Origin of the sequence: Sodalis sp. RH14, assembly GCF_047324285.1 — a bacterium.
GTDB lineage: Bacteria > Pseudomonadota > Gammaproteobacteria > Enterobacterales > Enterobacteriaceae > Acerihabitans.
Window position 1 is genome coordinate 3,241,971 of record NZ_CP178739.1, and the last position, 21,110, is coordinate 3,263,080.

A 21,110-nucleotide genomic window follows, 5' to 3' on the forward strand; every position below is an offset into this window, starting at 1 on the left:
CTCTTCAGGCAAAACGGTGAAGAGGCCTCAATAATCACGTAGAGGGCGCCATGACAAAGACGCCCTGAGCATCGCCCGATGGCGCGCAGGGACGTGCGGCGGTGTTTTATGAGCTGCGCCATGCCGGCGATGGCTGTTGTTACGTAAACCTGAGAGGGGGAACGAAATAAGTAAAAGTGAAATCGTACAAAAACACAGCGATTTCACTCGTGTCCGACCCCCTCGCCCGCTACTCTCCCTCCAGGTTCGCCCACATCGCCCCGCGGGGAGTCGCTCATGCCCGATACAGCCAAAAAAATTCAGTGGATTAATTCCCTTAAGGGGATCTGCATCCTGCTGGTGGTATTAAATCATGTCATTACCACCAGCTATATTCCCTCGCTCGCGCTGATTGACGCGCACCTATTTCTCACCCGCGCCTGGGTGGCGGTTAACCATTATCTGGTGCCGCTGCGCATGCCGGCGTTTTTCTTTATTTCCGGCCTGCTGGCCGCTGACAGCGTGATCAACCGCTCCTGGCATGAGGTGGCGACCAAGAAAGCGGTCAATCTCTTTTATCTTTACCTGCTATGGTGCGCCGTACAGTGGTTATGCGTGAGTTTCATCAACCGCGAGCTGGCGTTTGACGACTGGCGGCTGATGGCGCATAACGCCGCCTACGCGGCCTCCACCGGCCAATTTCTGCTGTATGTGGCGACCGCGATGTCCAGCCCCTGGTATCTGTACGCCCTGGCCATGTATTTTGTCGTCTGCAAACTGTGGCGACGTCACTGGCTGGCGCTGCTTATCCTGGGCGCGCTGCTGAATTACGCCTGCGTCCTGGGGATGGTGCCGTGGTGGGGGCCGGCAAGCGTGGCGCAAAACGGGATTTTCTTTTTTACCGGCTGTTTCCTGGGCGCACGCATCGTCGCCCTGCTGGCCGAGAGCCGCTCGCGGCGGATACTGTTGGCATCCCTTGCCGTCTTGGCGCTGATTCACGCGGTGCTTGCCATGGATAAGAGCCTGTTTACCAGCGCGCTGGCGGTGTGTATCGCCATACTGTGCTGCCAGTGGGTGAACCGTAACTGGTCATGGCATAACGAAGCGTTGCGGATGCTTAACTGGATAGGCAAAAATACGCTGCAGATCTATGTGCTGCATAAACTGCTGACCGAGCTGCTGGCCGTACCCATGCTGGGCGCGCTGGCGCGTTACCACGCGTTTGACCATCGCCTGTTCTCGCTGTTTTGGCTGGCGGCGTATCCGCTGGCGGCAACCGCGTTATGCACCGCGGGCGCGATCGGCATCTGGTGGGCGCTTAACCGCGGCGTCGGACGCGTACTGTTCCAATACCCGTCGCTGATGCGCGCGGAAAAGGCCCTGGGCTAAGCCCGCGCCGGGCGGCAGCTTAACGCGCCCAGGCCGGTTTGTTCAGGATATGGTCCTGCCAGTCGGTAACCTCGCTTTCCCGCACCGCGATATAACGCACCGAAATGCGTTCGCCGTGCATGGCGGCCTTGGAGCCGGTGATCAGCGGATGCCACTGCGGCAGGGGCTTGCCTTCCTCCTGCAGCCGATAGGCGCAGGTGGGCGGCAGCCAGTCAAAGGTGAGGAGATTTTCGCGCGTCAGCTTGATGCAATCCGGTTCATATTCAAAGCGCGTGTCGTAATGACGGCACTGGCAGGTCTTGATATTCAGCTGGTTGCAGGCCACGTTGGTGAAATAGACTTCCTCGGTGTCATCGTCAATCAGCTTATGCAGGCAGCACCGGCCGCAACCGTCGCATAACGATTCCCATTCATCGTCGGTCATCTCGGCCAGGGTTTTTTCTTGCCAAAAGGGGCGGCTTGTCATAATGGTATCCGGTTAAACGACGGGCAGCTATTTTAGATGCCGGCTTGCCGTGACGCAAGGCGGCGATGAAATCAGATTCAGATAACCCGGGTTTCCAGGGCCAGCTCGTTAAGCGTCACGGTAAGCCGGTCGCCGGACTGCAGCTTTGCCACGCCCTGCGGCGTGCCGGTCAGGATAATATCGCCGGGGCGCAGGGTAAAAAAACGGCTCATATAGGCGATAAGCGGCAGTATGGGCGTGATCATATCCCGCGTGTTGCCCTGCTGGCGCACGTCGTCATTCACCTTAAGCGTCAGCGTAGCCTGCTGCGCATCGCCAAACTCCGCCACCGGGATAAAGCCGGAAATCGGGCAGGAACCGTCAAAGCCTTTGGCTTTTTCCCAGGGTTGCCCGGCTTTCTTGAATTTGGCCTGCAGCTCCCTGAGCGTCAGGTCGAGCGCCACACCATAGCCGGCGATGGCGCGGGCCACATGGGCCTCATCGGCGTGCTTGAGCGGCATGCCGATCAGGACCGCGAGTTCCACCTCATGGTGCACTTCCCCCCAATCGGCGGGAATGGCGATGGGTTGGTGGATATCGCACAAGGCGGTCTCGGGTTTGATAAACAGCACCGGCTCGGTGGGCGTGGCGCTGCCCATCTCCTTGATATGGTCGGAATAGTTGCTACCGACGCAGACCACCTTACTCACCGGAAAATCCAGTAACGCGCCTTGCCAATCGCGATGTTGATACATGTCCACAGTCTCCTGCCGGTAAATGATGAGTCGATTACATAGTAGTTTCCGCTATTATCATACCCCAGTCGCCGCAAACCTTCACGGCGGTCGTTATTGACCCAGGGCATCCGCCAGCGTGCCGATACTGAGGGCAAAATAATAAGAGCGGTTCCAGCGCATCAGGGTGCGGAAATTATCATAGACCAGGAACGCCCGGCTTTGATTGTCGTCCGGGATAATCACCCAGGCGCGCTGCGCCGAAGCCGGCAGGGGACTGCCGTCGGCCAGGCGTATGCCCTGCCCGCTCCAGGCGTCCACCGTTTGCGCCTGCGTGTCCTTCAGTCCGGCAGCCTGCGCCGGGAACCCCGCCGGCAGGCGGACCTCTTGCCCCCATCCCTGCCCCGGCTTCCATCCTTCCGTGGCCAGATAATTGGCGGTGGAGGCGAACACGTCCATCACATTATTCCAGATATCTATTTTGCCGTCGCCGTCGCCGTCGGCGCCATAGCGCAGGTAGGAACTGGGCATAAACTGGCTCTGCCCCATGGCGCCGGCCCACGAGCCTTTCAGCTCACCGACGCCGATGTCGTTTTGCTCCAGGATACGCAGTGCGGCGAACAATTCACTTTTAAAGAACTTTTCACGCCGGCCCTCAAACGCCAGGGTAGACAGGGCGGAGACGACATCCTCACGTCCCTGAATCTTGCCGAAGCCGCTTTCCATGCCCCACAACGCCACGATAAAGCGCGCCGGCACGCCGTAACGGGCGCTGATGGTCGCCAGCTGCGGCTGGTAGTCCCGGTATTGGGTCCGCGCCTGTTCTATCTTCCAGGCCGGCAGCACGCGCTGCAGGTACTCATCCAGGGTGACTTTATTTTCCAGCTGGTTCCGATCGGAGCTGATGACCCGATCGACAAAGTGCGTTTGCGCAAAAGCCTGGTTCACGACGCCGGCATTAATGCCCTGGGCCAGCGCCTCGGTTTTTAACTGCGCCAGATAGGCGGGAAACTCGGCCGGATCACGGCTCTGTTGCGAGAGCAGGGTTTTGCCGTCCTGGGCGTCGGCCGCGGGCTTTGCCGCCGGCTGCGGCGCCACGGCCGCCTGCCCGGCGTTGGCGGCCTGGGGATGATGACTGCAACCGGCCAGCATAAGGCTGCTAACCAGGAGAGGGATGGCGGATAATTTCATAAGGCTATTTCCTTAGCGCGATATTTTTACGCGGGGCCACCCGCGCAGCCGAGATATTACAGGAACGTTATAATGCCATCATGGCGCATTCGCCATTAAATAGTGGATCAATGAACAGTTATTTTGCGCGGGCGTTATGATGCTGCGCCAGTAAATTTTCAACAGGCGGGGGTAATTGCAGATAAAAACCCTGATCGACCAGGCTTTGTTTGACTTTATTTATATCCGCCGCGACCAGTTTTTTGCTACCATTTAGCGGGAATAACATTGATAGCACCGGTTTACCGAATCGGGCCATGAGGTCGGGCGGCACCCGGGAAAAGTCATCTTTTTTTTCGATATAAAGATAAGTTTGATCTTGTTTGGTACTTCTGTAGATCACACAAAACATATTTTTTACCTGGTTAACATGGTTTAGTGTCTTGCCTGTATATAGCAGTAACTATAACATGCATGCAGTGCTTCGGAATATCGCTTACCGGTAGCTTACCGGGAAAATACATGAGTCAAGACTGAGTCAGGATAGATGTCACAGACGCCCATTGAGTTAAAAGGCAGTAGTTTTACCTTATCGGTAATTCATGTTCATGACGCCCAACCTGAGGATATTCGTCAGGCATTACAGGAAAAAATCGAACAGGCACCTGCTTTTTTGAAGGATGCGCCGGTGGTAATCAATGTTTCCACCCTGACGCGGGACACCGACTGGGAAGCGTTGCGCCAGACCATCCTGTCCACCGGCCTGCATGTGGTCGGCGTCAGCGGATGCAAGGATGACCGGCTGAAAAAAGCCATTGTGCGTAGCGGCTTGCCGCTGTTGAACGAGGGCAAGGCGCCCAAACGCGCCGAAAAGGCGGCGCCTGCCCTACCGGCGACGGCCTTGAAGACCCGGCGCATCGATAGCCCGGTGCGTTCCGGTCAACAGATTTATGCGCGCGATTGCGATTTGATCGTCACCAGCAGCGTCAGCGCCGGCGCCGAACTTATTGCCGACGGCAATATCCATATTTATGGCATGATGCGAGGCAGGGCGTTAGCGGGTGCGTCGGGAGATGCGCAGTGCCAGATTTTCTGCACCCACCTCTCCCCGGAACTTGTTTCCATTGCCGGTCAGTATTGGTTAAGCGATCAGATCCCGGCTGAATACGCGGGTAAAGCCGCCCGTCTCAGCCTGCAAGATAATACGCTTACCATTCAACCTTTAAATTAAGCCCTTGACAAGGAATCCATTATGGCACGCATTATAGTTGTTACTTCGGGCAAAGGGGGCGTTGGCAAAACCACATCAAGCGCGGCCATTGCTACCGGATTGGCCCGGAAAGGTAAAAAAACCGTGGTGATCGATTTTGATATCGGTTTACGCAACCTGGACCTTATCATGGGCTGCGAGCGGCGCGTGGTGTATGATTTTGTTAATGTCATCCAGGGCGACGCCACGCTGAACCAGGCGCTGATCAAAGATAAGCGCACCGATAACCTGTATATCCTGCCGGCGTCGCAAACCCGGGATAAAGATGCGCTGACGCGCGAGGGCGTGGAAAAGATCCTCAACGACCTCGGCGAAATGAATTTTGATTTTGTGGTCTGCGATTCGCCGGCCGGCATCGAAACCGGCGCGTTAATGGCGCTGTATTTCGCCGATGAGGCCATTATCACCACCAACCCGGAAGTGTCGTCGGTGCGCGACTCGGACCGTATCCTGGGGATACTGTCGTCAAAGTCCCGGCGCGCTGAGAATGGCCAGGACCCGATTAAGGAACATCTGCTGCTGACCCGCTATAACCCCGGTCGCGTAAACCGTGGCGATATGCTGAGCATGGAAGATGTGATTGAAATACTGCGCATTCCCCTGCTGGGCGTCATCCCCGAGGATCAGTCCGTATTACGGGCCTCCAATCAGGGTGAGCCGGTAATACTCGATGCTGAATCTGATGCCGGCCAAGCCTATTCAGACACGGTTGACCGCCTGTTAGGAGAAGAACGTCCCTTCCGCTTCATTGAAGAAGAGAAGAAGGGTTTCTTAAAACGCCTGTTTGGGGGATAAACCATGGCATTACTCGATTTTTTTCTCTCCCGTAAAAAAACGACAGCCAATATAGCCAAGGAACGGCTGCAGATTATCGTTGCGGAACGCCGGCGGGGCGATAGCGAGCCTCATTATTTGCCGCAGTTGAAACGCGATATTCTCGAGGTTATTTGCCGATATGTGCAGATCGATCCGGAAATGGTCTCCGTGCAGCTAGAGCAGCGGGAAGGCGATATTTCCATCCTCGAGCTGAACGTAACGCTGCCGGAAGCGGAAGAAACGCCGAAATGATCACCAGCCAATAATCCCCCTGCCGATGCAGGGGGAAAAGAGCGCCTGGGGATTTATAATGCCGCGGGCAGGTCGGTGGTTGTCGCCTCGCCGTCGAGTATTACGCGTAACCGCGCGCCAAACAGCGCTTCCCGCCAGCCGCTGAGCAATTCCGGCGTGCGCTGCCCCGGGGTCAGCCGCCAATGCCAGGTGAGTAATTGATTGATTTGCCTGCGCGACGCCAGCAGTTCCACGCTTAATCCGGATTCCGCGCTGGCAATGGCGATATGTTCCTTAATGGTTTTAAACAGCGCGCGATAGCCGGGTTTATCGATGAGATTAACCACCGGCTCCGGCAGCTGATCTTCCGTCATGGCCGCCGCCTCCTCCACCAGGGCGAGGAGCATTTTGCCGTGATAACGGATCTCAGGCCCGCTTAACCCCAGTTTGTCCAGTTCGCCCAGCGATCCCGGCATATAACGCGCCACCTGCCATAAATTTTCTTCCCGCACGACGAAGTTCACCGCCATATCCCGCTCGCGCGCTTTGCGCAGGCGCCAGGAGGCCAATTTTTGCAGGCACGCCAGCTGCCGGGTGCGCAACTGCCAGGCATTGCCGATATCGCGATAAGCCAGTTCCGGATCGACGATTTCCTGGCGGCGCTGGCATAAGGCGTCGCACTCCTGCCTGGCTGCGTCGGTCCAGCCCGCCGCTTCGGTTTCCCGGATCAGCTGATCGGCCATCGGCAATAGCCAGAACACGTCGGCCGCGGCGTAATCGCATTGCCTGGCGCTTAGCGGCCGCGCCAGCCAGTCGGTGCGGGATTCGCTTTTATCCAGCACCACCTGCTGGTAATCCGCCACCAGCGCGGCAAAGCCGCAGGACAGCGGGCGGCCATTGAACGCGGCCAGCACCTGGGTATCAAGCATGGGCACCGGCATCTGATCAAAGGAATGCAGGAAAACTTCCAGGTCCTCGCTGCAGGCATGCAGAATTTTCACCACCCCCCGGTCGGCCAGCAGTTCCCGAAACGGTTGCCATTGCGAAATAGCCAGGGGGTCGATGAGCGATAACGTGTCACCATCAAATAGCTGGATTAAACCCAACTGCGGATAGTAGGTGCGGGTGCGGACAAATTCGGTATCCAGCGCCACCCGATCGTGCTGGCGGGCAAGCGCGCATATCCTTTGTAAATCTTCATCGCGGGTAATTAATTGGTAATTGGACACAGAGTTCTCTTACTGTCAGTCATGGCGGCAAAAAGCGTTTATCCGTGCTCGACGCGTAATTGCTTGCGCAGAATTTTGCCTACATTGGATTTGGGTAACTCAGCGCGGAATTCCACCAGTTTTGGCACCTTATAGCCGGTCAGGTACAAACGGCAGTGGGCAATGAGTTCCTCGCGGGTCAGGGAAGGCTCTTTTTTCACCACGAAAATTTTTACCGCTTCGCCGGTGTCATCGCTGGGCACGCCTATCGCCGCCGCCTCAAGCACTTTCGGATGCCGGACCACCGCATCCTCTATTTCATTGGGGTAGACATTGAAGCCGGACACCAGGATCATATCCTTCTTGCGATCCACGATGCGCACGAAGCCTTGTTGATCCACTGTAACGATATCGCCGGTAGAAAGCCAGCCGTCTTTCAGCGTCTCGGCGGTGGCTTGCGGCTGGCGCCAATAGCCCGCCATGACCTGCGGTCCCTTGATCAGCAGCTCCCCGGGCGCGCCGGGCGGCACGTTATTGCCGGCCCCATCCACCAGGCGGATATCGGTGGAGGGCACCGGCAGGCCGATGCTGCCGCTGAAACGGTTCAAATCATAGGGATTGCCGGTCACCAGCGGCGAGCATTCGGTCAAGCCATACCCCTCCAGCAGGTGCTTACCGGTCAGCGCATGCCAGTCATCCGCCACCGGTTGCTGCAGCGCCATCCCCCCGCCCACCGACAAATGCAGCGAGGCAAAATCCAGGCGACGGAACGCCGCGTTATGCAACAGGGCGTTGAACAACGTATTCACCCCGGAAATCGCCGTAAAATGGTGACGCCGCATGGCGTCGACCAGGGAGGCGATATCGCGCGGGTCGGTAATCAGCAGGTTACAGCCGCCCATTTCCACAAACAGCAGGCAATTTATCATCAGGGCGAAGATATGGTACAGCGGCAGGGCGGTGACCATCATTTCGCGCCCCAGGGTCAAAATAGGCCCGTAGGCGGCTTTCGCCTGCTCGAGGTTGGCGAGTATATTGCGGTGGGTGAGCATGGCGCCTTTCGACGCGCCGGTGGTGCCGCCGGTGTATTGCAGGAAGGCCAGCGAGTCGCCGTTGATAATGGGCGGGCTGAACTCCAGCCGATGCCCCTGCGCCAGGGCGCGGCGATAGGAAACCGCCTGCGGCAGGCGGTATGGCGGCACTTTGCGCTTAAGGTGTTTTACCGCCGCGTTGACCAGCGTGCGCTTCAACAGCGGGAAATGATCGCCCAGGCGCGTGAGTATCACATGGCGAATGGCAACCTCCGCCAGCACCTTCTCCAGGGTATGGGCGAAATTGTCCACGATAACGATGGCCGCCGCGCCGCTATCGTTAAGCTGGTGACGCAGTTCGTCCGGGGTGTAAAGCGGATTGACGTTCACCACCACCATGCCGGCGCGCAGGACGCCGAACAGCGCCACCGGGTATTGCAGGAGGTTGGGCATCATCAGGGCTACGCGATCCCCTGGCTGCAGGCCAATGACCCGCTGCAGGTAAGCGGCAAACGCCAGGCTGAGCGCGTCGAGCTGGCGAAATGTCAGGGTCTCCCCCAGGTTGATAAATGCCGGCAAATCGGCAAAACGGCGCGCCGCGTTGGCGAACAGAACGGCGATAGATCGGTAATGATCGGGATCGATATCCGTCGGGACATCGGCAGGGTAACGCCCGGTCCATATCCGCGCCATGCCCTGCCCTGTATTATCAATAGCCGATGTGCTCATCGCCGCCCCATATTGCCTGGATTCTTATCTGTAATGGTAATGGAACTGGGCAATCGGGTGGAAATCGATATCAGGATTGAGCGTTTCGTCACTATTCGGTCAGTACGGTTTCAACCTGGGCATTGCCGTAACCGTAGCCGTAGCCGACGCCCCACTCCGGCCCCCAGCCGCGGCCGTAGCGGCCGCCCCAGCCCCATGGGGACATCGGCGGCCCCATCGGCGCCACCACCTGTTGCGTCAGCTGCCAGCGTTTATATCCGTCCGCGCGCACCACTACAAAGGTATACTCCGCCTTGTCGACGGCGCCCTTTTCCGTGCCGGTGATTGGGCCGACCACGGTGACCCACTGGTGATTAAAGTCCATCGGTTCCAGGAAGCCGTTGATATAGGCCACCACCCTGCCGGTAGAGACTTGGTGCAGCCTGGGCCGCGCCGAATCATCCAGCGGCACAGAGGCTATTTCCAGCCGGGTGCGTCCGTTGAGATTGGTGACTTTAACCACTTTGCCGCCGAAACGGGCTTCCTGACCGACATACAGGGACGGCGCGTTAAGCACGCGCACCAGATCCTGCTGGGGGGTGGGCGAGGTGCCGCGCACGGCGTCCGGCACCGTGGCGCAGCCGGACAGCATCATGACCACGGCCAGGGCCGGCCAGGTAAAACGACGGCGCTGCGCGCTGCGGACAGTAGTTTGCTTAAACATCTTGCGCTAGATTCCTCATACCTTTAACGGTATACATGGGTTATTACTTTGACCCGTGGCGGCGGCATAAGTTGCTCTTTATTCGCGTCCCGGCAGCTTTTTCCACGTCACTTCATTGCGCAGATAGGTCGGCGCCTGCAATTCCACCGCCAAGGCCTCGCCCTGGCTTAAGCGTAGCACCGCCAGCGGCAACATATCCACGGCCGACGGCAGCAGGGTCTGGCCGTCCACGAGCTGCACGGCCGGCGGCGCGATAAGTCCGGGATAGGTTTGCCAGCCGGTGCCGGCCGTTGCCCACTGGCCGGCCAGTTCGGCGGCTTGCGGCGCCAGCTGATCGGGTTTAACCACTTTTTCGCCCGCTTCGCCCAACCATGCGCCGCTGTCGCCGCGCTGGTACTGCGCCCAGTAGACCTCGCCCATGCGGGCATCGATGGCGCACAGCACGCGGCTGATGCCGCACCGGCGCCAGGCGCCCTGCGCCAGCGCCGCCAGGGTCGACACGCCGATCATCGGCAGCCCGGCGCCAAGCGCCAGGCCCTGGGCGATGCCGATGCCGATGCGCACGCCGGTAAAGCTGCCGGGGCCGCGCCCATAAGCCAGGGCATCAAGCTGCGCCAGCTCGATGCCGGCCTCGGCCAGCAGGCTGTCGACCATCGGCAGAATGCGCCGGGTGTGCTCGCGGGGGGAAATTTCAAAACGTTCGCTGATTTCACCGTTGATCCAAAGCGCCGCGGAACAGGCTTCAGTTGCGGTATCGAGAGCTAAAATTCGCGTAGACATGCCAAACCTCAGGCGGGTGTAAAAGAGTGGTGCCGGACCGGGCGGGTATTGTAGCATACCCGCTGGGGCAAAGGGATACGGGATGCCTGCGGGGGCGAGGGGCAATATACGCCACCGGTCAGCGGTGTTGCAAAAAGTCGATGGCGCGCTGCAGCGAGCGGGTGCGCGGCGCCGGCGGCAGGCTGTTGAGGAAAATCTGGCCATAGGGCCGGGTCACCAGCCGCTGATCGCAGATGATCAGCACGCCCCGGTCGTCGCTGTCGCGGATAAGCCTGCCCACCCCCTGCTTTAGGGCGATGACCGCCTCGGGGATCTGCACCTCGGCAAAGGGATCGCCGCCGCGCAGCTGGCAATCCTCGGTGCGCGCCTTAAGCAACGGGTCATCCGGGGCGGTAAAGGGCAACTTGTCGATAATCACGCAAGACAGCGTATCGCCGCGCACGTCCACCCCTTCCCAAAAACTGTTGGTCGCCACCAGCAGCGCGTTGCCGGCGGTAACAAACTGCTGCAGCAGCTGGCGTTTGCCGGTCTCGCCCTGCAATAGCACCGGCAGGGTCAGCGTGGCGCGAAACTCCGCCGCCAGATCCCGCATCATCTGGTGAGAGGTGCACAGGAAAAAGCAACGCCCCCGATTGGCGATAATCACCGGCGCCAGCATCCGCGCCAGCTGCACCGCCGCCCCGCGCTGGTTCGGCTCCGGCAGGAAGCGCGGCACGCACAGCAGCGCCTGGGTCGCGTAATCAAACGGGCTGGGCAGCAGCAAGGTTTTTGCGTCTTCCAGGCCGATCCGCCGGGTAAAATGCTCCAGGCGATCGTTGACCGACAGGGTGGCGGAGGTAAAGATCCAGGTGCCCTCTTTTTCGCTCATCACCTCACGAAAGCGGGTCGAAACCGATAACGGCGTCAACGCCAACACAAAGTGCCGGGCATTGCATTCATACCAATAGCTGAAACCCGGTTCCTGGGTATTCTTCAGACGCTTGAGCCGCGCGCGGTACAGGCTGGCGCGTTCAAAAGCGGCATCAAGCAGCGCCGACCGTCCCAGCGCCAGCTTCGCCACGTCGTGGCATAATTCCAGTGCGTCATCAAGCAACAGCAGCGCGCGCTGCAGCGAAGGCTGGGTCAGCACGTCGCGCAGGTTGCCGCGAAAACCCGGTTCGCCCAGCGCCAGCCGGAAATCCTGGGTGCGGAAGGTAAGCTGATCGGCGCTCTTTTGCAATTGGGCCATATCGCGCACGTCGGTGCGGTAGGCAAGCGTCATGTCGCGCGCCAGATCCATGAGTTGACGGCTGGTGAGCTGCTGGCCGAAATACTGGCTGGCGATATCCGGCATCTGGTGCGCTTCGTCGAAAATCATCACCTCGCCGGTGGGGATAAGCTCGCCGAAACCGCCTTCCTTAACCACCATATCCGCCAGGAACAGGTGATGGTTTACCACGATCACGTCGGCCTCCATGGCTTTACGGCGCGCCTTGACCACAAAACACTCTTTGTAGAGCGGGCAATCGCCGCCCAGGCAGTTGTCGTTGGTGCTGGTGACCAGCGGCCATACCGGGCTGTCTTCGGCGATGCCGCCGCAGTTGGCCACGTCGCCATCCACCGTCTGCGACGACCAGTTGCGTACGCCCGCCAGCTCCGCCAGGGTTTCCGGCGCCATGCCGACCCCGCCGGCGAGCTGCTGCTCCATGCGCTCAAGGCACAAATAGTTGGAGCGTCCCTTCAGCAGGGCGACCTGACCCTGGTACGCCAGCGCCGCCGCCACTTTGGGCAGGTCGCGGGCATACAGCTGATCCTGCAGCGCCTTGGAGCCGGTGGAGATGATAACCTTGCGTTTTGAACGCAGCGCCGGCACCAAATACGCATACGTCTTGCCGGTCCCGGTGCCGGCCTCCACCACCAGCGGCTGTTTTGTGTCGATGGCCTGCGCTATCGCCTCGGCCATCAGGCGTTGCGACTCGCGCGGTTTAAATCCGGTGATGGCCTTGGCCAACGCGCCCTGCGGCGCAAAATCATCTGTCACGCTGTCTCTCTGTCATTCGGTTGCTGTCGGATTATGCCAAGGCCGGCGGTTGTCCACCACCTTCTTTGCTTAAAACGACACTATGTTATGCTGGCGGTTTACATGATGGCTTTAAGGCGAACAGTATGACCATTGAACGAATCGATCCCGGCGCGCGCATGTCCGAAGCGGTTGTCCACAACCAGACGGTATATTACACCAGCGTGCCGGAAAACCTGGATGGCGACGCCACCGCGCAAACCGCCGAGGCGCTGGCGATTATCGACCGGCTGCTAAAGCGGGTGGGTTCCAATAAAACGCGGCTGCTGGATGTGACCGTGTTCCTGGCCGACGGCGATGATTTCGCCGCCATGAACGCCGCCTGGAACGCCTGGGTGGTGCCGGGGAGCGCGCCGGTGCGCTGTACCGTCGAGGCGCGGCTGATGAACCCGCGCTACAAAGTGGAAATCAAGGTCATCGCGGCGATCTGACCGGCGCGCCGGTACCCGTGCGGCCGGCGGGGACGTTTACAGCGCCCCGTCCTCGTCGTCGTCGTCCTGTTCCAGGGCGGCGTTGCGGGCGTCGCGTTCATCGGCGTTGCGCTCGGCATAGGAACGATCGTCGTCTTCGTCGTCATCCCAGCGAATTGATACCCGTTCACCTGTATGGGTGGCGCGGATTTCATTGGATACCAGCCGGATGGCCTCGCCGCTGCTCATGCCGTCGGCCATCAGGGCCTGGATGCGCTCAACGGCCTGCTGCTGCTGTTCGTGATTTAACGCTGGCATATCGGTCAGCATGCGTGTTCTCCAGAGGGGCGGGTCGATGCGTTATTATCTCACGCCGCCGCCCGCGATGCCAATCAATGCGCTTTATGTTCAGCCATGAAGCCGATATCATGCTGTTCGCACCTGCCAGGCGCTTATTGCCGGCAGACTGGACTGGATTACCTGGATCATAGTGTCGATATGTTGCCACAGCTGACTGCCTTACCCTATCACCGCGACGCCATTACCGCCCTGTTCGCCCCCCGCGCCGCCCGGCCCTGGTCGATGCTGCTGCACTCGGGCCATGCCGACCATCCGGACAGCCGCTTCGATATCATGGTCGCCGACCCGGTGGCGACGCTGACCACCCGCGGCGCCGTTACGGTGATTTCCCGCGACGGTCAATCGCATATGAGCGGCGGCGACCCGTTTATGCTGGTGCAACAGCAGGTGGACAGTATGGGGATGCGTCCGGAAGCCCGGGACGATCTCCCTTTCCTGGGCGGCGCGCTGGGCCTGTTCGGCTACGATCTCGGCCGGCGCATTGAAACTCTGCCTGACCATGCCCAACAGGATTTAACGCTGCCGGATATGGCCGTCGGCCTGTATGACTGGGCGGTGATTGCCGACCATCGCCTTGGCCGCCTGACCCTGGTGAGCTACCGCGATCCGGCGGCGCTGAAGCAAGATTTGCTGGCGCCGCCGGCACCCGAACCCGACCGGCCCTTTCGTTTAAACAGCGGCTGGCAGGCCAATATGACCCGTGGCGAGTATGGCGAAAAATTCCGCCGCATCCAGGAACATCTTTTAGCGGGTGATTGTTACCAGGTCTGTCTGGCACAACGCTTCAGCGCGGCGTTCGCGGGCGATGAATGGCAGGCGTTCCGCCATCTGCTGGAGCATAACGCCGCGCCGTTTTCCGCTTTTTTGCGCCTGCCCGGCCAGGCGGTGCTGAGCCTGTCGCCGGAGCGGTTCCTGCGGGTAAACGCGGGACAGATCCAAACGCGGCCCATCAAGGGCACGCTGCCGCGCCTGGCGGATGCGGAGCAAGATCGGCTGCAAGGGCAAAAACTGGCGGCATCGCCAAAAGACCGGGCGGAAAACCTGATGATCGTGGATTTGCTGCGCAACGATATCGGACGGGTCGCCGTCCCCGGCAGCGTCCGGGTGCCGGAGCTGTTTAAAATCGAGGCCTTTCCGGCAGTCCATCATATGGTCAGCACCATTACCGCGCGGCTGCCCCCCCATCGCACGCCGTGCGATCTGGTGCGCGCCTGTTTTCCCGGCGGGTCCATCACCGGCGCCCCCAAAATCAAGGCCATGACGTTAATCGACCAGCTCGAACCGCAGCGCCGTAATGCCTGGTGCGGCAGCATCGGCTACCTGAGCCGCTGCGCCACCCTGGACACCAATATCGCCATCCGCACGCTGCTCACGGAACAAGGGCGCATCTATTGCTGGGCGGGCGGCGGCATCGTCGCCGACAGTTGCGAGGAAGCGGAATACCAGGAAACCCTGGACAAGGTCGCCAAGATACTGCCGCTGCTGCTGGAGCTAAATCGCCCATGAACAGCACTGACAACACCCTGACGCTTACGGATTTCATCACCCGTTTCCAACTGCAGTTGCCGCAGCCCAGTGAGCCGGCGCGCAACCAGCGCCGGGCGGCGGTATTGATACCCATCATCTGCCATCACCAGCCGACGGTGCTGTTGACGCGCCGATCGGCGACACTGCGCAAGCATGCCGGCCAGGTGGCCTTCCCCGGCGGGGCGGCGGATAAGGAAGACGCGTCCTTAATCGCCACCGCGCTGCGCGAGGCCCACGAAGAAGTGGCCATCCCGGCCTCGTCGGTCAGGGTCCTGGGGCAACTGCCGCCGGTGGACAGCAGCAGCGGTTTCCAGGTCACGCCCATCGTCGGCCTGCTGGCGGCCGGCACCCGTTTCCGGGCCAGCCGCGACGAGGTGGCGGACATGTTTGAAATGCCCCTGCACCAGGCGTTATCCCTGGCCAGCTATACTCCCCTGCAAATACAGCGCCGCGCCAAAAACCTGCAGGTTTATTTTTCCTGGTATCAAAGCCATATGGTCTGGGGCATGACCGCGCAGATTTTGTATCGGCTGGGCCAACACATCCATCTTTAACGCACGTCCCTTCGTTCCCGGCCGCCGGTTGGGCCGCCGCTATCCCTACCAACCCGCGCCGTGATGGTCATCGCGCCCCGACAATAAAAGACTTCCCAACGCGATAAAAACCATTACAATCTCCTATCTTTGCCATATTTGCGAAATATAACTCCATATTAATAATTAAACATAGTCATTTATATAGGTTGTATATCTCATTATTTCTGACGACAAAAAACCGTCTCAGGCACGCACGTGAAAAGAGATGATCCACGGGCAACGGCTTGCTTTCAGATTAGCCATAACCAGCATGACGCCAGGCCGCCCCGGGGTAGAGGACCGCTTCGTATCGGTCGTCAAACGCAAAGGAAGCGCTTTTTTGGATTAGTTTTTATCATGCGAAAGCGCAAGCCTAACCCGGCATGAGTCATTACAATTAACTGCATTACCCACGGGTATGCGTATTTTATCAGTTCTGAGGAGAGTCAACGTGATAAGCGTTTTCGATATGTTTAAAATCGGCATCGGCCCGTCCAGTTCCCATACCGTGGGTCCAATGAAAGCCGGTAAACAGTTCGTGGACGATCTCGTCGATAAACGGCTGCTCAATGATGTCACGCGCATCGCCGTGGATGTTTACGGTTCGTTATCGCTGACGGGCAAGGGACACCATACCGACATCGCCATTATCCTGGGCCTGGCGGGCAACCGTCCCGATACGGTGGATATCGACGCCGCGCCGGCCTTTATCCGCGACGTTGAGCAACGCCAGCGCCTGATGCTGGCCGGCGGGCCGCACGAAGTGGATTTTCCCCGCGAAGGCGGCATGGTATTCCACGGTTCCTACCTGTCATTGCATGAAAACGCCATGCGCATTCACGCCTTCGCCGGCGAACAGGTCATCTACAGCCAGACGTATTATTCCGTCGGCGGCGGTTTTATCGTTGATGAGGCGCATTTCGGCCAGCCGGTTATCGACCAGATCGCCGTGCCCCACCCTTTCGCCAGCGCCCAGCAGCTGCTCGACCAGTGCAAACAGACCGGTCTGTCGCTGTCGGGGCTGGTGATGCTTAATGAACTGGCGCTGCATAGCCGCGCCGATATCGGCAATTACTTCGCCGATATTTGGCAGACCATGCGCGCCTGCATCGATCGCGGGCTGAATACCGAAGGCGTATTGCCCGGCCCGCTGCGGGTGCCCAGGCGCGCATCGGCGCTCAGGCGCATGCTGGTCTCCACGGATAAGCTCTCCAGCGATCCGATGGTGGCGATTGACTGGGTGAATATGTTCGCGCTGGCGGTCAATGAAGAAAACGCCGCCGGCGGAAGGGTGGTCACCGCGCCGACCAACGGCGCCTGCGGCATCGTGCCGGCGGTGCTGGCTTATTACGATCATTTTATCGATCCGGTCACGCCCGAGGTCTACCTGCGTTATTTCCTGGCCTGCGGCGCCATCGGCATTCTTTATAAGCTGAACGCCTCCATTTCCGGCGCCGAGGTCGGCTGCCAGGGTGAAGTGGGCGTCGCCTGCTCCATGGCGGCGGCGGGACTGACGGAATTGATGGGCGGCAGTCCCGAGCAGGTCTGCGTGGCGGCGGAAATCGGCATGGAACATAATCTGGGGCTGACCTGCGATCCGGTGGCCGGCCAGGTACAGGTCCCCTGCATCGAACGCAACGCCATCGCCTCTGTCAAGGCCATCAACGCCTCGCGCATGGCGCTGCGGCGCACCAGCGCGCCGCGGGTGTCGCTGGATAAGGTGATTGAAACCATGTACGAAACCGGCAAGGACATGAACGCCAAATACCGCGAAACCTCGCGCGGCGGCCTGGCCATCAAGGTCCAGTGCGATTGATCGCATCACCCACACCCTGCTGGCCCGCTAACGCGGAACGTAAAGCAGACGTGTTCAAGGAAAAACGTGCCAATGAGGTCGAATCGGGCATGGTCTTTTCGCCCGACCGAGCACCCCATAGCATGTAGGCCCGCCAACGCCGGACTCAAGGCAGACGTGTTAAAGGGAGAGCATGCCGATGGGGTCGAATCGGGCGTGGTTTTCCCGCCCGACCGAGGCCCCATGGCATGCCAGGCCCGCCAACGCCGGACTCAAGGCAGACGTGTTAAAGGGAGAGCGTGCCGATGGGGTTGAATCGGGCGTGATTTTCCCGCCCGACCGAGGCACCATGGCATGCCAGGCCCGCCAACACCGGACTCAAGGCAGACGTGTTCAAGGGAGAGCGTGCCAATGGGGTCGAATCGGGCGTGGTTTTCCCGCCCGACCGAGGCCCCATGGCATGCCAGGCCCGCCAACGCCGGACTCAAGGCAGACGTGTTCAAGGGAGAGCGTGCCAATGGGGTCGAATCGGGCGTGGTTTTCCCGCCCGACCGAGGCCCCATGGCATGCCAGGCCCGCCAACGCCGGACTCAAGGCAGACGTGTTAAAGGGAGAGCGTGCCAATGGGGTTGAATCGGGCGTGGTTTTCCCGCCCGACCGAGGCCCCATGGCATGCTAGGCCCGCCAACACCGGATTCAAGGCAGACGTGTTCAAGGGAGAGCGGGTCACGTGTTTACTGTTCCTCTTCCTCCACCGGCGGCGCTATCCGTTCGATACGCACCAGCTCGATACGGTATTCCAGCATCTGCAAAATCGTAAACCGCCACTGGCCCAGCTCGATAACCTCACCCACCACCGGCAGTTGATCCCGCTCGGCCAGCAGCAATCCCGCCAGTGAAGCGACATTCTCGTGACCGCGGGTGAGTTCATTATCGTCCAACGCCTGACCCAAAGCGTGCAAATCAGTACCACCCTTTACCAGCCAGGCGTCCTCCTGCGCCACAATATCCGGCGTTTCGTCCTCATCCGGAAACTCGCCGGCAATGGCTTCCAGCACATCCAGCGGCGTTACCAGCCCCTGGATCACGCCAAATTCATTCGACACCACCACCAGGCTACCCCGCGCCCGGCGCAATACCCCCAGCAGGTTCAGCACATCCAGGGTTTCCGGCACCACGATGGCCGGATTCTGCGCGGCATACTCCTGCACATCTTCGCCTTTATCCAACGCCACCATCAGGTCCTTGGCGCGGACCACGCCAATCAACTGGTCCAGCTCGCCGTCGCACACGGGAAACATACTGTGCGGCGTGGCCAAAAGCGTAGCGCGCAGCTCCTCCACCGGACGCCGGCAATCCACCCAGGAGATTTCGTTGCGCGGCGTCATCACGCTGCGCAACGAACGCGACGCCAGGGACAGCACGCCGGTAATCATATAACGCTCCTCGTCGGCAAACTCCGCCTTGGGTTCGTTTGGCATCTCCTGCGCCCCCTCCTCGCGCAGCCTGGGCCCGCCCATCAAACGTAAAATGGCTTCGGCGGTGCGCTGGCGAATCGGCCCGCGCGCCTGGTTTTTAACAAAATTGCGCCGGGCTATCTGATTAAACAGCTCAATAAGCACCGAGAAACCGATGGCCGCGTACAAATAACCTTTGGGGATGTGGAAGCCAAAGCCCTCGGCTATCAGGCTCAGGCCTATCATCAGCAAAAAACTCAGGCACAGCACCACGACGGTAGGATGGGCATTTACAAAACGGGTCAAGGCCTTGGACGCCAGCAGCATAATACCCATGGCGATAACCACGGCGGTCATCATCACCGGCAGGTTGTTGACCATACCGACCGCGGTGATCACCGCATCCAGGGAAAATACCGCGTCTAGGATAACAATTTGCACCACCACCGCCCAGAAACTGGCGTAACCGCGGTTGGCGTCATGCTGCACATCCTGGTTCTCCAGCCGTTCATGCAGCTCAGTGGTGGCTTTGAACAGTAAAAACAATCCGCCCAGCAGCAAAATCAGATCCCGGCCTGAAAAGCTGAACATGCCCACGCTCAGCAACGGTTTGGTCAGCGTAACCATCCACGAGATCAACGACAGCAGCCCCAAACGCATCAGCAGCGCAAGCGCCAGGCCGATAACCCGGGCTTTGTCCCGCTTTTTCGGCGCGACCTTCTCGGCCAGGATAGCGATAAATACCAGGTTATCGATACCCAGCACAATTTCCAGCAGTATCAACGTCAGCAGACCCACCCACAGCGTCGGGTCCATTAAGAATTCCATTGGGCGCTCCAGATCGACAGTCCATTAAAACGGCGCAATAAAACACCGCGGCAGCACGCGTGGGCAAGCGGCGTCATGTCCGCAAAGACCGTAGAACGCGCGGCGTTTTCCCACAGAGAGGACACAGGGATGACGGGTTGGATTCCCGGCGGTACGGGAAGGTGCGACCCGCGGCTGGCGCAACATGCCGGCGGAGCCTGGACGGGTAAAGGAGAAAACCATACATCAGGGGTGACGTTTTTTCGGTGACAGTCCATAGGGGGGGCTGTGGCCCATCGCTCCTTATCGATAAGTAAGACATTCAACTCTATCAGGTAACTTTGCAGGCGCATAAAACTATTTTTGTCTGCAAGTTGTCATGCATGTCTTCTACACTGATTTGTGAGCTCATTGTTTTCCTCATGCACAAATAACTGAGCGCCGTCACAATTTTTATTTTTTTACACACTAAAATAAATCGCGTTTAACCGCTATTGATTCACATCTTCACATGAATCGTTTCAACACACACAGCGGACATCAAACAGGGTGGCGAATAAAAATACCCTGGCTAAGAAGTTAAAACCGCCCGTGCTCACTGGTAGCAAACACGCCAGGCGGTCTGACTGCTTAACCCAATTAGTTAACAGAGGAGGTATCAGTGAGTATTGCTATCATAATTGGCACTCACGGGTCAGCAGCCGAGCAGTTGCTTAAAACGGCTGAAATGATATTGGGCGCGCAAGAAAACGTCGCCTGGATAGATTTTGTTCCCGGGGAGAATGCTGAAACACTGATTGAAAAATATACCGCGCGCCTTGCGCAACTTGATACCCAGGAAGGTGTGTTATTTCTGGTTGATACCTGGGGTGGCAGCCCGTTCAACGCCGCCAGCCGCATTGTGGTCGATAAGGAGAATTACGAAGTCGTCACCGGCGTTAATATTCCCATGTTGGCGGAAACCTTTATGGCGCGTGATGACAAGCCGGGTTTTGCCGCGCTGGTGAACATCGCCGTCGAAACCGGACGCGCCGGCGTCAAGGCCCTCAAAGCGCCCGAACCGCAGACGGCGGCCACCCCCGCGCCGGTTGCCGCGCCAACCCCTGCCGCCAAACCGCATCCCAATGCCGGCGGTCATATGACCATCGGTCTGGCGCGCATCGATGATCGTCTGATCCATGGCCAGGTCGCCACCCGCTGGACCAAGGAAACCAACGTTAAACGCATTATCGTGGTCAGCGATGAAGTTGCCGCCGATACCGTGCGCAAAACGTTATTGACCCAGGTCGCTCCTCCAGGCGTCACCGCGCATGTGGTGGACGTGGACAAGGCCATCCGCGTTTACAACAACCCGGCTTATGCCAAGGATCGCGTGATGTTGTTGTTTACCAACCCCACCGACGTTGAGCGCGTCGTGGAAGGCGGCGTCAAAATCACCACGGTAAATATCGGCGGCATGGCGTTTCGCCAGGGTAAAACCCAGGTTAACAATGCCGTATCGGTTGATGAGAAAGATATCGCCGCGTTTCGTAAGTTAAACGATCGGGGAATTGAGCTTGAAGTGCGTAAGGTCTCATCGGATTCGCCGCTGAAGATGATGGATTTGATAAATAAACTCGGTAAATAAATTCGCCG

At 59.2% G+C, this 21,110-nt stretch carries 19 protein-coding genes and 1 pseudogene; 9 read left to right on the forward strand and 11 right to left on the reverse strand.

All coding sequences use genetic code 11. The features are described from left to right. Positions 1–276: 276 nt before the first annotated feature. Positions 277–1,368 (forward strand): acyltransferase family protein, encoded by a 1,092-nt coding sequence (locus ACL2XQ_RS14740; RefSeq protein WP_410015277.1) that lies wholly within the window; start codon positions 277–279, stop codon positions 1,366–1,368. A gap of 19 nt (positions 1,369–1,387) precedes the next feature. Here the strand turns inward: ACL2XQ_RS14740 and ACL2XQ_RS14745 are convergent, their stop codons facing one another. The 4 genes from ACL2XQ_RS14745 to ACL2XQ_RS14760 all read right to left on the reverse strand — a co-directional run bounded on the left by ACL2XQ_RS14745 (position 1,388) and on the right by ACL2XQ_RS14760 (position 4,129). After that, a complete protein-coding gene (locus tag ACL2XQ_RS14745; protein ID WP_410015278.1) occupies positions 1,388–1,834 on the reverse strand; it encodes a YcgN family cysteine cluster protein in 447 nt (148 codons plus the stop codon). A gap of 77 nt (positions 1,835–1,911) precedes the next feature. Further along, a complete protein-coding gene (locus ACL2XQ_RS14750) occupies positions 1,912–2,568 on the reverse strand; it encodes a fumarylacetoacetate hydrolase family protein (protein ID WP_410015279.1) in 657 nt (218 codons plus the stop codon). A 93-nt stretch (positions 2,569–2,661) separates the two neighbouring features. Beyond that, positions 2,662–3,738, reverse strand: a complete 1,077-nt coding sequence (locus ACL2XQ_RS14755; protein WP_413739372.1) for a lytic transglycosylase domain-containing protein — start codon at positions 3,736–3,738, stop codon at positions 2,662–2,664. A gap of 118 nt (positions 3,739–3,856) precedes the next feature. After that, complete coding sequence (locus ACL2XQ_RS14760; RefSeq protein WP_410015280.1) at positions 3,857–4,129, reverse strand: YcgL domain-containing protein; 273 nt, start codon at positions 4,127–4,129, stop codon at positions 3,857–3,859. A 135-nt stretch (positions 4,130–4,264) separates the two neighbouring features. Between ACL2XQ_RS14760 and minC the strand changes: the two genes are divergently transcribed. From minC to minE, 3 genes are read left to right on the forward strand one after another with little or no spacing between them, the layout of a single operon-like run. Continuing rightward, positions 4,265–4,948: a septum site-determining protein MinC gene (gene minC, locus ACL2XQ_RS14765; protein ID WP_410015281.1), complete on the forward strand. Its 684-nt coding sequence runs from the start codon at positions 4,265–4,267 to the stop codon at positions 4,946–4,948. Positions 4,949–4,969: 21 nt separating this feature from the next. Then, positions 4,970–5,782 (forward strand): septum site-determining protein MinD, encoded by an 813-nt coding sequence (gene minD / locus ACL2XQ_RS14770; protein ID WP_331120874.1) that lies wholly within the window; start codon positions 4,970–4,972, stop codon positions 5,780–5,782. Between the two features lie 3 nt (positions 5,783–5,785). Beyond that, a complete protein-coding gene (gene minE, locus ACL2XQ_RS14775) occupies positions 5,786–6,055 on the forward strand; it encodes a cell division topological specificity factor MinE (protein ID WP_162365215.1) in 270 nt (89 codons plus the stop codon). 53 nt (positions 6,056–6,108) lie between these two features. Here minE and rnd read toward each other — a convergent pair whose 3' ends face one another. The 5 genes from rnd to ACL2XQ_RS14800 all read right to left on the reverse strand — a co-directional run bounded on the left by rnd (position 6,109) and on the right by ACL2XQ_RS14800 (position 12,505). Next, entirely contained in the window at positions 6,109–7,263 is a 1,155-nt protein-coding gene (gene rnd, locus ACL2XQ_RS14780; RefSeq protein WP_413739373.1) for a ribonuclease D, read from the reverse strand. A gap of 38 nt (positions 7,264–7,301) precedes the next feature. Beyond that, entirely contained in the window at positions 7,302–8,966 is a 1,665-nt protein-coding gene (gene fadD / locus ACL2XQ_RS14785; RefSeq protein ID WP_413723438.1) for a long-chain-fatty-acid--CoA ligase FadD, read from the reverse strand. 127 nt (positions 8,967–9,093) lie between these two features. Beyond that, a complete protein-coding gene (locus ACL2XQ_RS14790) occupies positions 9,094–9,705 on the reverse strand; it encodes a Slp family lipoprotein (protein WP_410015283.1) in 612 nt (203 codons plus the stop codon). A gap of 78 nt (positions 9,706–9,783) precedes the next feature. Further along, positions 9,784–10,485, reverse strand: a complete 702-nt coding sequence (gene tsaB / locus ACL2XQ_RS14795; RefSeq protein ID WP_410015284.1) for a tRNA (adenosine(37)-N6)-threonylcarbamoyltransferase complex dimerization subunit type 1 TsaB — start codon at positions 10,483–10,485, stop codon at positions 9,784–9,786. A 118-nt stretch (positions 10,486–10,603) separates the two neighbouring features. Beyond that, positions 10,604–12,505: an ATP-dependent DNA helicase gene (locus ACL2XQ_RS14800; RefSeq protein WP_410015285.1), complete on the reverse strand. Its 1,902-nt coding sequence runs from the start codon at positions 12,503–12,505 to the stop codon at positions 10,604–10,606. Between the two features lie 125 nt (positions 12,506–12,630). Between ACL2XQ_RS14800 and ACL2XQ_RS14805 the strand changes: the two genes are divergently transcribed. Continuing rightward, positions 12,631–12,975 carry a RidA family protein gene (locus ACL2XQ_RS14805; protein ID WP_410015286.1) on the forward strand — a complete coding sequence of 115 codons (345 nt, stop codon included), beginning with the start codon at positions 12,631–12,633 and terminating at the stop codon, positions 12,973–12,975. A gap of 126 nt (positions 12,976–13,101) precedes the next feature. Here ACL2XQ_RS14805 and ACL2XQ_RS14810 read toward each other — a convergent pair. Continuing rightward, positions 13,102–13,284: pseudogene (locus tag ACL2XQ_RS14810) on the reverse strand (YoaH family protein); the annotation flags it as partial. A gap of 168 nt (positions 13,285–13,452) precedes the next feature. Here ACL2XQ_RS14810 and pabB point away from each other — a divergent pair. From pabB to ACL2XQ_RS14825, 3 genes are all read left to right on the forward strand, one after another. After that, entirely contained in the window at positions 13,453–14,820 is a 1,368-nt protein-coding gene (gene pabB, locus ACL2XQ_RS14815) for an aminodeoxychorismate synthase component 1 (RefSeq protein WP_413739374.1), read from the forward strand. Next, the gene (locus ACL2XQ_RS14820) at positions 14,817–15,395 is read left to right on the forward strand and encodes a CoA pyrophosphatase (protein WP_413728502.1); all 579 of its coding nucleotides are present in this window, start codon (positions 14,817–14,819) and stop codon (positions 15,393–15,395) included. Before pabB ends, ACL2XQ_RS14820 begins: the two co-directional genes overlap by 4 nt. 472 nt (positions 15,396–15,867) lie before the next feature. Then, on the forward strand, positions 15,868–17,232 hold the full coding sequence (locus tag ACL2XQ_RS14825) for an L-serine ammonia-lyase (RefSeq protein ID WP_413722763.1): 1,365 nt from the start codon (positions 15,868–15,870) through the stop codon (positions 17,230–17,232). 713 nt (positions 17,233–17,945) lie between these two features. Here ACL2XQ_RS14825 and ACL2XQ_RS14830 read toward each other — a convergent pair. Then, complete coding sequence (locus tag ACL2XQ_RS14830; protein WP_413739375.1) at positions 17,946–19,496, reverse strand: TerC family protein; 1,551 nt, start codon at positions 19,494–19,496, stop codon at positions 17,946–17,948. A 640-nt stretch (positions 19,497–20,136) separates the two neighbouring features. On the opposite strand from ACL2XQ_RS14830, the gene manX reads away from it, so the two are divergent. Further along, positions 20,137–21,102 carry a PTS mannose transporter subunit IIAB gene (gene manX, locus ACL2XQ_RS14835; protein ID WP_410015291.1) on the forward strand — a complete coding sequence of 322 codons (966 nt, stop codon included), beginning with the start codon at positions 20,137–20,139 and terminating at the stop codon, positions 21,100–21,102. The last annotated feature ends 8 nt before the right edge of the window (positions 21,103–21,110 follow it).

What these genes read in the sequence shown, in the direction of transcription:
- ACL2XQ_RS14740 (WP_410015277.1), top strand. Translation starts at nt 277, where the DNA reads ATGCCCGATACAGCCAAAAAAATTCAGTGGATTAATTCCCTTAAGGGG.
- ACL2XQ_RS14745 (WP_410015278.1), bottom strand. Translation starts at nt 1,834, where the DNA reads ATGACAAGCCGCCCCTTTTGGCAAGAAAAAACCCTGGCCGAGATGACC.
- ACL2XQ_RS14750 (WP_410015279.1), bottom strand. Translation starts at nt 2,568, where the DNA reads ATGTATCAACATCGCGATTGGCAAGGCGCGTTACTGGATTTTCCGGTG.
- ACL2XQ_RS14755 (WP_413739372.1), bottom strand. Translation starts at nt 3,738, where the DNA reads ATGAAATTATCCGCCATCCCTCTCCTGGTTAGCAGCCTTATGCTGGCC.
- ACL2XQ_RS14760 (WP_410015280.1), bottom strand. Translation starts at nt 4,129, where the DNA reads ATGTTTTGTGTGATCTACAGAAGTACCAAACAAGATCAAACTTATCTT.
- minC (WP_410015281.1), top strand. Translation starts at nt 4,265, where the DNA reads ATGTCACAGACGCCCATTGAGTTAAAAGGCAGTAGTTTTACCTTATCG.
- minD (WP_331120874.1), top strand. Translation starts at nt 4,970, where the DNA reads ATGGCACGCATTATAGTTGTTACTTCGGGCAAAGGGGGCGTTGGCAAA.
- minE (WP_162365215.1), top strand. Translation starts at nt 5,786, where the DNA reads ATGGCATTACTCGATTTTTTTCTCTCCCGTAAAAAAACGACAGCCAAT.
- fadD (WP_413723438.1), bottom strand. Translation starts at nt 8,966, where the DNA reads ATGGCGCGGATATGGACCGGGCGTTACCCTGCCGATGTCCCGACGGAT.
- ACL2XQ_RS14790 (WP_410015283.1), bottom strand. Translation starts at nt 9,705, where the DNA reads ATGTTTAAGCAAACTACTGTCCGCAGCGCGCAGCGCCGTCGTTTTACC.
- tsaB (WP_410015284.1), bottom strand. Translation starts at nt 10,485, where the DNA reads ATGTCTACGCGAATTTTAGCTCTCGATACCGCAACTGAAGCCTGTTCC.
- ACL2XQ_RS14805 (WP_410015286.1), top strand. Translation starts at nt 12,631, where the DNA reads ATGACCATTGAACGAATCGATCCCGGCGCGCGCATGTCCGAAGCGGTT.
- pabB (WP_413739374.1), top strand. Translation starts at nt 13,453, where the DNA reads ATGTTGCCACAGCTGACTGCCTTACCCTATCACCGCGACGCCATTACC.
- ACL2XQ_RS14820 (WP_413728502.1), top strand. Translation starts at nt 14,817, where the DNA reads ATGAACAGCACTGACAACACCCTGACGCTTACGGATTTCATCACCCGT.
- ACL2XQ_RS14830 (WP_413739375.1), bottom strand. Translation starts at nt 19,496, where the DNA reads ATGGAATTCTTAATGGACCCGACGCTGTGGGTGGGTCTGCTGACGTTG.